This window comes from Catenulispora pinistramenti (genome assembly GCF_018274385.1).
GTDB lineage: Bacteria > Actinomycetota > Actinomycetes > Streptomycetales > Catenulisporaceae > Catenulispora > Catenulispora pinistramenti.
The window spans coordinates 1-11,332 of record NZ_JAAFYZ010000293.1 but is presented as its reverse complement, the minus strand read 5'-3'; the positions used below and the strand labels follow the sequence as shown (position 1 = coordinate 11,332).

The 11,332-nt window shown below is 70.6% G+C and carries 10 protein-coding genes; 7 read left to right on the top strand and 3 right to left on the bottom strand.

Annotated elements, in window-relative coordinates; all coding sequences use genetic code 11:
* The 6 genes from KGQ19_RS51490 to KGQ19_RS44150 all read left to right on the top strand — a co-directional run.
* The coding region (locus KGQ19_RS51490) for a VanW family protein (RefSeq protein WP_212020860.1) at window positions 1-1,463 on the top strand (1,463 nt) is incomplete at its 5' end.
* A gap of 604 nt (window positions 1,464-2,067) precedes the next feature.
* Window positions 2,068-3,162: a glycosyltransferase gene (locus KGQ19_RS44170; protein WP_212020859.1), complete on the top strand. Its 1,095-nt coding sequence runs from the start codon at window positions 2,068-2,070 to the stop codon at window positions 3,160-3,162.
* A 178-nt stretch (window positions 3,163-3,340) separates the two neighbouring features.
* Window positions 3,341-4,306, top strand: a complete 966-nt coding sequence (locus KGQ19_RS44165) for an ABC transporter ATP-binding protein (protein WP_212020858.1) — start codon at window positions 3,341-3,343, stop codon at window positions 4,304-4,306.
* Window positions 4,303-5,025, top strand: a complete 723-nt coding sequence (locus KGQ19_RS44160) for an ABC transporter permease (protein WP_212020856.1) — start codon at window positions 4,303-4,305, stop codon at window positions 5,023-5,025. Before KGQ19_RS44165 ends, KGQ19_RS44160 begins: the two co-directional genes overlap by 4 nt.
* A 98-nt stretch (window positions 5,026-5,123) precedes the next feature.
* Window positions 5,124-6,455, top strand: coding sequence for a sensor histidine kinase (locus KGQ19_RS52380; protein ID WP_212020854.1), 1,332 nt, complete (start codon window positions 5,124-5,126; stop codon window positions 6,453-6,455).
* Window positions 6,456-6,686: 231 nt separating this feature from the next.
* Window positions 6,687-7,310, top strand: a complete 624-nt coding sequence (locus KGQ19_RS44150; protein WP_212020852.1) for a response regulator transcription factor — start codon at window positions 6,687-6,689, stop codon at window positions 7,308-7,310.
* A 66-nt stretch (window positions 7,311-7,376) separates the two neighbouring features.
* Here the strand turns inward: KGQ19_RS44150 and KGQ19_RS44145 are convergent, their stop codons facing one another.
* The 3 genes from KGQ19_RS44145 to KGQ19_RS44135 form a co-directional block, all read right to left on the bottom strand.
* The gene (locus tag KGQ19_RS44145; protein WP_212020850.1) at window positions 7,377-8,183 is read right to left on the bottom strand and encodes a hypothetical protein; all 807 of its coding nucleotides are present in this window, start codon (window positions 8,181-8,183) and stop codon (window positions 7,377-7,379) included.
* Between the two features lie 10 nt (window positions 8,184-8,193).
* Window positions 8,194-8,697, bottom strand: a complete 504-nt coding sequence (locus KGQ19_RS44140) for a SigE family RNA polymerase sigma factor (RefSeq protein WP_212020848.1) — start codon at window positions 8,695-8,697, stop codon at window positions 8,194-8,196.
* Between the two features lie 80 nt (window positions 8,698-8,777).
* Window positions 8,778-10,316 (bottom strand): MFS transporter, encoded by a 1,539-nt coding sequence (locus KGQ19_RS44135; protein ID WP_230420385.1) that lies wholly within the window; start codon window positions 10,314-10,316, stop codon window positions 8,778-8,780.
* Window positions 10,317-10,420: 104 nt separating this feature from the next.
* Here KGQ19_RS44135 and KGQ19_RS44130 point away from each other — a divergent pair, with 104 nt between their 5' ends.
* A complete protein-coding gene (locus tag KGQ19_RS44130) occupies window positions 10,421-11,119 on the top strand; it encodes a TetR/AcrR family transcriptional regulator (RefSeq protein WP_212020846.1) in 699 nt (232 codons plus the stop codon).
* Window positions 11,120-11,332: the final 213 nt, after the last annotated feature.

The window sequence follows — 11,332 nt, the reverse complement described above, 5'->3', positions numbered from 1 at the left end:
GAGACAGGGCCCCCGCCGTGATCCCCGCCCCGGCTTCGGGCACCGACAGCGGCAGCTTCCCCGGCCCGCCGGTCGCGCTGTCCGTCCAGGACGTCCAGCCGACCGTCACCCCGGCCGCCGTCGCGCAGGCCATGCAGGACTTCGCCCGGCCGGCGATGGCGGGCTCGGTCACCCTGATCACCGGCAGCGTGCACACCGTCCTGAAGCCCGCGATCCTGGGGCGGCACCTGGCGATCGAGCCTGACGGCCACGGCGCTTTGGTGCCCAAGCTCGACGGCGCCGGGATCCGTTCCGAACTCGACCACGAGGCGCTGGCCAAGCTGGAACAGCCGCCGACGGACGCCTCGTTCACGGTCACGAACGGCCAGCCGGTGCTGGTGCCCGGTAAGAACGGCGTCGGCTACGCGCCCACCGCGATTCAGAACGCTGTGCTGCCGGTGCTGACGAAGAGCTCTTCCTCGCAGCGTATTGCGACCGTCCCGATCGGCCCGCTGCCGCCGACGCTGACCACCGAGGCCGCGCAGGCGCTGGGGATCCACGACGTGATGGGCCTCTACACCGCGCCCTACAGTGCCTCCTCGCAGCGCACTGCGAACGTCAAGAACGCGGCCGGCCTGGTACGCGGCCAGATCGTGCAGCCGGGGCAGGTGTTCAGCCTGAACCAGGTCCTCGGCGCGCGGTCGTCGGCGAACGGGTTCATCCCGGCCAGCGGCGAGTCCTCGTCCTCCAGTCCGGCGCAGGACGCGGGCTCGGGCACCTCGCTGGTCGCCACCGCTCTGTTCAACGCGGAGTACCTGGCCGGGCTGCACGATGTGGAGCACCATCCGCACGCCGTCGTGACCGACCACTTCCCGCCCGGGATGGAGGCCGCGGTGACCTACCCGGACGCGGATCTGAAGTTCCAGAACGATTCCGGCGCGCCTGTCTACCTCTGGACGAGCGCCACGGACAACGCGGTGACCGTCGCGGTGCTGGGGCGGAAGGCGTATGACTCGGTGCAGACCGAGACCTCGCCGCACTACGCGCTGGTGCAGCCGAAGACCACGTATTCGCAGTCCGACTCTTGTGTGGCCGGCGACGGGGTCCCCGGTTTCCAGGTGGACGTCACCCGGATCCTCACCAAGTCCGGGCAGGACCCGATCCGGCAGGTGTTCCACAGCTCCTATGCCGCCCAGGACAAGGTGGTCTGCGGGGAGGCCGGGTCGTCCGGCTCCGGGACCACGACCGGCGGCGGCACCGCCGGCGGCCCGACGTCGTCGGCCACCGGCGGGGCCACGTCGGCGTCGAACTCGCCCACGGCGACCGAGGGCGGGACGGCCGGCGGCCAGGGCGGCGGAGCTGCCGGCGGCACGCCGACCGGCGGCGCCACTTCGGCCGGGACGCCGACCGGCACCACGCCCGGGGACGGATCGGACGGGTCGCTGTTGGGCGGGTTGCTGGGCGCTCCGTCGTCGCGGCATTGAGGTATCTCAAGCCTTTGCGATGACGGCGGGGCCGCGGTCCGCCGCGGCCCCGCCGCGATCTTGGCGGGTACCGGGCATTCGACGCCCCTGATGGCCTGTGCAGTGTTTTCTCTGACGCGTGTGCGGCCCGTGAGTCATGCGCGCAGCCCTGCTCGCCCTGCTGATCGACCCCTGGATCAAGCCGACTGTAACGGTTGACATAGGACGAACATCGGACGCAGGTGAACCAGTCACCCGCCGGTGCCGTTGTCAACATAAATGAGGGCTCTTAGGATCCCGCTATGGGGGCGGCCGACGGCGGATTCCGCAGCGGATCGACGCGCGGGTCCCGGGGGGAACCGGTGGCACGGGTCGGTGCAGGTGTGCCCGCGCACAGTCCGGAGGGGGTCGTATCCGATATCGCCGCCCATCCTCGGATCAAACCTCTGATCCCGTCGTGGATCAAGCCTCTGATCCCGCCGCCGGCGCCCGCTCCTGTCGTCCAGGACCGGCCCGGATCCCAGCAGCACTCGGCCCGTCCCCGCGCCGGCGCCCGCAACGGTGCGGACGCCTCGGCCGCCGCCGTGCCGCGCTCCGGCGCGCGGGGCAAGGAAGGCGGCTCCGCATGACCAAAGTCCTGCACGTCATCACCGGCCTGGCCTCCGGCGGCGCCGAACGCCAGTTGGCCACGCTGTTGCAGCACCTGCCCGAGGAGTGCGAGGTGGCGTGCCTGACCGAGGGCGGCCGGGTCGGGGAGCGCATCCGGGCCGGCGGCTTCCGGGTGCACGACCTGCGCATGCCCTCCAACCGCGACATGGCCTCGCTGATGCACCTGGTGAAGCTGGTCCGGGACGGCGGTTTCGACCTGGTCCACACCCACCTGTACCGGGCGCACCTCTACGGCCGCCTCGCCGCCCGCATGGCCGGTGTCCGCGCCATAGTGGCCACCGAGCACTCGCTGGGCCGCGAGCTCATCGAGGGCAAACCGAAGGACCGCCTGGGCGTGCGCGGCCTGTACCGCGCCTCCGAACGCATGGGCCGGGTGACGATAGCGGTCTCGCAAGCCGTCGCGGACTACCTGCGGGCCTGGCGCATAGAGCGGGTCGAGGTGATCGAGAACGGCATCGACATCCGCGAGTTCCGCTTCGATCCCAACGCCCGCACCCTGGTCCGCAAGGTGCTGGGCATCGACACGGACGCCTTCGTGATCGGCGGCGTCGGCCGCCTGGACCCGGACAAGCACTTCGAGGTGCTGATCGAGGCGGCGTGCCGCATCGACGGCGCGACCGCGCTGATCGTCGGCGCCGGACCGGACCGGGCCCGGCTCCAGCGGCTGGCGAACCAGCTGATGCCGGGGCGCGTGCACTTCACGGGGGACGTCGGCGGCGGGATGCTGGAAATCAAGGACTTGCTGTCGGCGATGGACGTGTTCGCCTCCCCCTCGCCGTCGGAGACCTTCGGGCTGGCGCCGCTGGAGGCGGTGGCGTGCGGGCTGCCCGCGGTGTACTCGGACTCCCCGGCGCTGGACGGGCTGCCGGGTCTGGGGGACCGCGTGGCGCGGGTGCCCTCGCGGCCGGACGCCTTCGTCTCGGCGCTGCGCGAGGCGGCGGACCTGAAGCCGGTGGACCGCTGCGCGCCGCCGGGGGCGCTGGAGCGGTACGGGGTCGCCGAGCAGGCCCTCCATGTCAGCGAGTTGTACCGATCGGTGCTGGCCGAGTAGGTGTGGCGGGCGTCCGGTGCCGATCGTCCCGGGCGCCCCATGAGGTTTCCGCACCGGCGCGCACATGACAGCTGTCATGCCGTTTTCACGAGCTTCCACAATGGTCGCCGCCCAGGTCGGGCTGGTGTCATTGATGTCGAACGGGAAAACGGGCCACACACGACTGGGGACACCAGAAATGCCACGAGACACTCGAAGCCCGAACGGGGCGGTAGTCGAGTTCGAGAACGTGAGCAAGACCTTCCACTCGCCCAAGGGGCCGGTGCACGCCGTCAACGGCCTGACCATGGCGTTGCAGCCGGGGCAGACCATCGCCTTCCTGGGCCCGAACGGCGCCGGGAAGTCCACCTCGCTGAACATGCTGCTCGGGCTGAGCCGGCCGGACTCCGGCCGGGTGGCGCTGTTCGGCGGCACCGCGGCCGAGGCGATCAAGCACGGCATGGTCGGGGCGATGCTCCAGTCCGGCGGGCTGATGAGCGACGTGACCGTGAAGGAGCAGGTCGAGCTGTGGGCCAAGCTCCACCCGCGGCCGATCCCGGTCATCGACGCGCTGAAGCGGGCCAACATCGCCGACCTGGCCGACCGCCGGGTGGACAAGCTGTCCGGGGGACAGCAGCAGCGGGTGCAGTTCGCGATGGCGATCATCGGGGACAGCCCGCTGATCGTCCTGGACGAGCCGACGACCGGGATGGACGTGGAGAACCGGCAGGCGTTCTGGGCGACCATGCGGGAGCGCGCCTACGAGGGCAAGACGGTGCTGTTCGCCACGCACTACCTGGAGGAGGCGGACCAGTTCGCCGAGCGGGTCATCGTCATCAACAAGGGGCGGCTGCTCGCCGACGGCTCGTCGGCCGAGATCAAGGCCAGCGCCGGGGCCAAGCGGCTGTCCTTCCGGTTGCCGGGGGTGCAGGACGCGGTGCTGCACCGGCTGCCGAACCTGGTCAGCGTCGAGCGGCAGGCGGACATCGTGCGGCTGCAGACCTCGGACTCCGACGCCACGCTCTACGCGCTGCTGGACGCCGGCTACCGGCCGGCCGAGATCGAGATCCAGGCGCTGGGCCTGGAGCAGGCGTTCATCGCCATCACCGCCGAGGACAACAACCACGCTGACGGCACCACCGCAACCCTGGAGGCGGCGCGATGAACGCCACGCTCACCCTCACCAAGCTGGACGTCATGCGGGTGATCCGCAACGGCCGCTACCTGATCTTCGCGATCGCCATGCCGGCCGCGCTCTACCTGATCATCGGCAAGCAGACCACGACGGCCGACGGGGTGCAGTTCAAGGCCTACTACATGCTGGCCATGGCCACCTATGGCGCCTTCGCCGGGGCCCTGATGAACAACTCCATCCGGATCGCCACCGAGCGCAAGTCCGGCTGGACCCGGCAGCTGCGGCTGACCCCGCTCCCGGGCTGGGGCTACGTGTTCGCCAAGGTGGTCACCTCGCTGGCCACGACCGTCCCGTCGGTGCTGGTGGTGTTCGGGATCGGCGCCTTCCTGAACCACGTGGACATGCCGGCCTGGAAGTGGGTCGTGAACGCGCTGGTGCTGTGGCTGGCCTCGATGACCTTCGTCTCGCTGGCGGTGGCGATCGGCTACCGCTTCGACCCGGAGACCGCGCAGCCGGCCGTGATGCTGGTCTTCTTCCCGATGGCGCTCCTGGGCGGGCTGTGGTTCCCGCTGGGCGGCACGCTTGAGAAGATCGGCAAGTGGTTCCCCACGTACCAGGCGCACAAGCTGGGCACGGACATCATCAGCACCGGCAAGGTCTCCGCGACCTCGATCGCGGTGGTGGCGGGCTGGGGCGTCCTGTTCGCCCTGCTGGCGATCGTCTCCTACCGGTCGGCGAAGGAACAGTGAGCTGACCGGCGGGTCCCGGTGCCGGCGGGGAGCCGGCCCGGGACCCGCCGAATTGCGGAGGGACCCGGAGGGGGAGGCACGATACGGAGGTGATGGACGTGCGGAACGAGCGGTCGGCCGAGGGGCCGTCGGCACCGGCTGAGGAGGGGATGGCCGGCGCGGCGGAATGGGCCGCCCGCTCGTCGGCTTTCGAGGAACCGCCCCTGCTGATGGCCGCCCCCCGGGTCGGCCAGCCGGGGCGGTTCAAGTGGATGTTCGCCGCGGTCTGGCTGTTCTACCTGGTCGAACCGGTGGCGAAGGTGGCGACCTCGGACCACACCGTCGGCTTCCAGGTGCTGATCTACGTGCTGGTCGCGGTGTTCGTGCTCATGTACGGCTCACTGGCGTTCAAGGTCTACCCCAAGACCGGGAAGGTCGGCGTGGTGAACGAGGCCCCGCGCGGGGTGGCGCCGATCCTGGTGGCGATGGGCGTGACCGCCTTCGTGACCAGCGTCTGGGTGGACTCGGACCTGGCCGGGATGTGGGTCTACGTCGGCGCGGGCGCGGGGCTGGGGCTGTCGATGGCCAGCGGGGTGGCTTATCGGGGCGTACTGGTCTGCCTGGCGTTGATGACGGTCTGCTGCCTCATCACCAGCGATCTGCGCTCCGTCGGCACCTGGCTGACGCTGGCCTTCCCGATCTTCTTCGCCGGCATGTCGACCCTCGGCATCCGGCAGATGGCGCTCCTGATCGGCCAGCTGCGAGAGGCCCGCACCCAGGTGGCGCACCTGGCGACCAACGAGGAGCGGCTGCGCCTGGCCCGCGACCTGCACGACCTGACCGGCCACTCGCTGTCGATGATCACCCTGAAGTCGGAGCTGGCCCAGCGCATGCTGATCAAGGCCCGGGCCGCGGTCCCGGACGGCCCGACCCCGCGCCTGGACGCGGCGCTGAAGGAAGTCGAGGAGATCGAGCAGGTCTCACGCCAGACCCTGACCGACATCCGCCAGGCGGTCAGCGGCTACCGCCGGGCCACCCTCGCGGTGGAGGTGGCCTCGGCGCACGCGGCGCTGGACGCGGCCGGGATCAAACTCGTCGCGGCCCCGGAGGTGGCGGCCGCGACCGGCGAGTTCGACCCGCTGAGCGAGTCGGCGCTGGCGTGGAGCCTGCGCGAGGCGGTGACGAACGCGATCCGGCACAGCGGCGCGGGCCACGTGGAGGTCACGCTGGAGCACCAGGGGGACGAGATGGTGCTCACGGTGCGCAACGACGGGCGCGGGCTGGCGGCGACGGCGGGGGAGACGGACGCTTGCGGCGGGCACGGGCTCACCGGGTTGCGGGAGCGGCTGGACGCGGTCGGGGGGCGGCTTTCGGTGGGCGGCGGTGATGGGGACTTTCGGTTGGTGGCCGCGGCTCCGGAGCGGGGGTTGGCGGTGCGCGGTTTGGGGTGAGGCCGAACGTGGTTGGTGCTGAGTGCTGAGTGCTGAGTGCTGAGTGCTGGTCGGCGGTCGGCGGTCGGTGGTCGGGCGGCGCGCGCAGCGACTGGTCGCAACGAAGGAGTTGGTCAACGAAGGAGTTGGTTGTCGATAGCCGCGGCGCCAGTGCCGCCGATCAGCGGTAACTGAGCACTGCCAGTCGGCCGAGACCTGCTCCGCCCATCTGCCGACGGGTAGGTTGGCCCCATGACCGCCTCCACCGATGTCGTCCGCCTGTTGCTCGCCGAGGACCAGGCCATGGTGCGCGGGGCTTTGGCGACCCTGCTCAACCTAGAGGACGACCTGGCCGTCGTGGCCGAGGTCGGGCGCGGCGACGAGGTCCTGGAGGCGGCGAAGGCGGCCGACGTGCAGGTCGCGCTGCTGGACATCGAGATGCCGGGGATGTCGGGGCTGGACGCCGCCGACGCGTTGCACCGCGCCCTGCCCGAGGTCCGCATCATCATCCTGACCACCTTCGGCCGGCCCGGGTTTCTGCGGCGGGCGATGGAGTCGGGGGCTTCGGCGTTCCTGGTGAAGGACGCGCCGGTGGCCGAGTTGGTCGCCGCGATCCGGAAGGTGCTGCGGGGCGAGCGGGTCATCGACCCGGATCTGGCCGCCGCCGCGCTGGCCGCCGGGGAGAACCCGCTGACCCCGCGCGAGCGCGACGTGCTCGGGGCCTGCACCGACGGCTCGACCATCGCCGACGTCGCGCGGCGGCTGCACCTGTCCGAGGGGACGGTGCGCAACTACCTGTCGGCCTGCATCCAGAAGACCGCCGCCCGGAATCGCACCGAGGCGATCCGGGCGGCGCAGCAGCGCGGCTGGTTGTAGGGGTTTGTAGGGATGGGTTCAGGGATGGGTTTCAGGGGCGGTGTCAGGGACGGCCGACCCTCGGCCTCAGCGGGTCGTCCACGCGGCCAGTTCGGCCGCCGCCACCTGCTCGTTCAGCCCCACACCCGTCATCTCGGCCAACCCCGGCGGCTGCGCTGACTGCGCTCCCGGATAGGCCGTGACCAGGTAGCCGATCCCGCCCTGGTCGTCGTAGATGTTGAGGGTGGGAGCACTCGGATCGCCGTAGTAGTACTCCCACCGGACCTGGCGCTCCTGCAGCGTCGCAGTGCCCTTCGTGCAGTGGCTCGGATCGGCTGCGCACTGGGACGGTGTGCCGTGGACATTCGGGTTATAGCTGCCCGCAGAGATGCCGAGAACCGTCGAGCCCATGGTGAACTCCGCGCCGTAGCCGTTCTTGTCCTCCGAGGCCCGGTTCAACCGTAGCGATGCCCCATCCTTGCTCGGCAGCGCCGCCTTCACCGCGGTGAGCACCGCCTCGTCGGCGACCGGATTGTCGGTGGACTGCAGGAAGCTGTAGCTGGACTTGGGCATCGAGTGCGTTGTCGAAGGCGTTGTCGAAGGCGCCGTCGAAGGTGTCGCCGGAGTCGTGGTCACCCGCCACGAGCTGGAAGGCGGTCCGGCCGGACTCGCATCCGTCGCGGACACCGGCTTCCCGCTCCCGAACCCGCCGAGCGCGACCACCGCCCCGGCCACCGCCACCGCCGTGACGCCCGCCCCGGCACCGGTCATGAACGCCCGCTGCCTGCGGCGCCGCTTTCCCAGCGCCCGGGCACGACCCGGCAGGTCCCCGATCACCGGCACCGTCTCGGGCGCCGCCGCGGCGAACACCCGCCCCACATCTTGCTCCTCCATCAAGGCCTCCTCAGCTCCGGATGAGATCCAGCGCCTGGTCCCCGAGGACCGAACGCAACTGTTGGAGACCACGGTGGGTGTGCGACTTCACCGAGCCTTCGGCGATGCCGAGTGCTTCGGCGGTCTCGCCGACGCTGCGGTCCTCCCAGTACCGCAGCACCAGCACGGCGCGGTAGCGCGGGGTGACTCGGGCCAGTGCGGCCATTAGAGTCAGGCGGACGTCGCTGGCAATACCAGTGCCAGCGACGTCCGGTACCGCCGCGCTCAGGATCTCCCGCTTGCGGCGCCGCCGATAGGTGTCGATGTAGGTGCGGAAGAGTATCCGGTGCACGTAGGCGTCGATCTGCTCCACATGCTGGATCCGGTTCCAGCCCACATACACCTTCGCCAGCGCGTTCTGCGTGAGGTCCTCGGCCAGATGCCAGTCACCGCACAACAGATACGCCGTCCGCAGCAGCCGTTGCTGCCGTGCGAGGACGAACTCGTCGAACTCTCGCTCGCGTGCTTCCCGCATCCGCCGCTCCCCTCCGTGGTCATCTCAGTGACGAAGCGGCGGCTGCGGGGGGTTGCGTCAGGGTCGTTACTCGCGCCGGCTCAGATGTGCATCGCCGTCGGCGCCTCGCCGGCGGACTGCGCCGGGTCCGGCTTGCCGGCGTTCATCAGCAGCGCCACCACGACCGCGCCGCCCAGCACGATGGCCGCGGCCACCCCCGAGGCGGTCGCGAAACCGTGGACCACGGCGTCGTTCGCGAGCGTCGGCGAGGGCTTGTGCGACTTCAGGTAGGAGGTGGTGGCGCTGGCCGCGACGGTGTTCGACAGCGCGATCCCGACCGAGGCCAGGACCTGCTGCGAGGTGTTGACGGTGGCCGAGGCGACGCCGGCGTCCTCGGGCCGGACGTCGTGCGTGGCGTAGTTCATCGCCGGCGCCATCACCAGGCCCAGGCCCAGGCCGACCAGCACCTCCACCGGCAGCACGCCGACCGCGTAGCCGGTGTCCGGCTTCACCGCGGTCATCAGCGCCAGACCGCCGGCGGCGATCAGCATGCCCGGGACCATCAGGATGCGCGGGGCGACCTTCGGGACCAGCCGGCTGCCCAGCAGGACCGCGGAGACCATGATGGCGCCGGTCATCGGCAGGAACGCCACGCCGGTCATGACCGCCGAGTACTTCTTCACGTCCTGCATGTAGTACGTCAGGAAGAGGAAGAGCGCGAACATGCCCACGGCCGCGGTGCCGACCGCGAGGTAGCTGCCGCCGCGGGTGCGGGACAGCAGCACGCGCAGCGGGAGCAGCGGCGCGGCCACCCGGGACTCGACGACCAGGAACCCGACCAGCAGTATCGCGCCGCCGATCAGGCAGGCCAGCACCGTGCCGGAGCCCCAGCCGTCGGTCGAGGCCTGGCCGAGCCCGTAGACCACGGCGACCAGGCCGCCGACCACCAGCACCACGCCGGGCAGGTCCAGCTTCATCCGGCCCTCGGCGCGCGACTCGCGGATCTCCCGCAGCCCGCCGACCAGGGCGATGATCGCTATCGGGATGTTGACGTAGAGGCAGAAGCGCCAGTTCAGGTACTCGGTCAGCAGCCCGCCGAGCAGCAGCCCGATCGCGTTGCCGCCGACCGCCACCCCGCCGAACAACCCGAACGCCTTCGCCCGCTCCAACGGCTCGGTGAACGTGGTCGCCAGCAACGACAGCGCGGCCGGGGCGAGCAGCGCGCCGAACGCGCCCTGCAGGCAGCGCGCGAGCAGCAGGACGGTGAAGTCCGGCGCCGCACCGCCGATCGCCGAGGCCAGCGCGAAGCCGGTCAGGCCGATCAGCAGCGCCCGCTTGCGGCCGGTGTAGTCGGCGATCCGGCCGCCGAGCAGCAGCAGGCTGCCGAAGGCCAGGGTGTAGCCGGTGATCAGCCACTGCCGGCTGCCGTCGGAGAAGTTCAGGGAGCGCTGCGCGGAGGGCAGCGCGATGTTCATGATCGTGCCGTCCAGGACCACCATCAGCTGGGCCACGGCGATGAATATCAGGGCCTTCCAACGCCTGGGGTCCTTGCCCGCCGCATCGGGTGCGTGCGGCCCGCCGCTGTGGGTCGCAGCGGCGTGGGTCTCGGCGCCGGCCGAGCCCCGGAGAGTGTCACTCATCGATGGTCCCCCTCTAAACGGAGCATTTTCATCCACTACCGCGACGAGGATAGCAGAAGTGGAGGATTTTCATCCGCTAAGCCCGGGGCGCTACAGTGCGCGCCATGCGAGCCGATGCCGAGGACAACCGCCGCGCCCTCCTGGACGCGGCGCGCGAGGTCTACGTCGAGGAGGGCACCTCCGTCGCCCTCGACAAGATCGCCAAGCGCGCCGGCGTCGGCATCGGCACCCTCTACCGACGGTTCCCGGACCGGGACGCCCTGCTACGCGGGGTACTGGTCGACCTCTTCGAGGGAATGGTGACGGCGGCCCGCGTGGCCGAGGCACGGGCCGAGGCGCAGGCCGAGGCCGAAGCGGACGGCCCACCAGCCTGGGAGCACCTGGTCCGCGCAGTCTCGGGCCTGGGCCTCGGCCCAACCCTGCCGGTGATCTTCCGCGAGCGGCTGGACCTGATCGACGACCCGGCGGTGGCCGCCGCGATGCGCGAGGCGATCGACGTCGTGGAGGGCGTCTACCGGCGCGCGCAGGAGGCAGGACAGCTGCGTTCTGACATCAGCTTCCTGGAGATCCAGATGCTGTCCGGGATGCTCTCGCACAGCGGCCCCAGCCGACCGCCACGGACTGACCCTGCGGTGCTGAACGATCGACTGGTCGGAATCCTCCTCGACGGACTTAGGGCTAACGCGGCCCATCATGAGCTACCCGGGGAGCCGGTGGTGTTCAGTCCGCTGGACCCTGAGGATCGCGCTGCTGTGGAGCGGGTGATTGCTGAGGAGAATGCTCGGCGGGGGCTGCCGCGGTAGGGGTTGGTTGTTTGGGGTTTGGGTTCGGGTCTTTTTGGGGCGGGGAGTTTTCGGGCCGGGTGGCGGTTTGGGTTGGGGTTTTAGAGGCTTTTTACGCCTTCGGTCATAGTTGTGCTGGTTCGGGGTTCGGGGTGGTGGGTGTGTTTGTCGGCTGCCGGTTTCCGTGTTCACAACCCCGCCCCACCTCAGGCCTCTTCAACTCCAGCAAGTCAG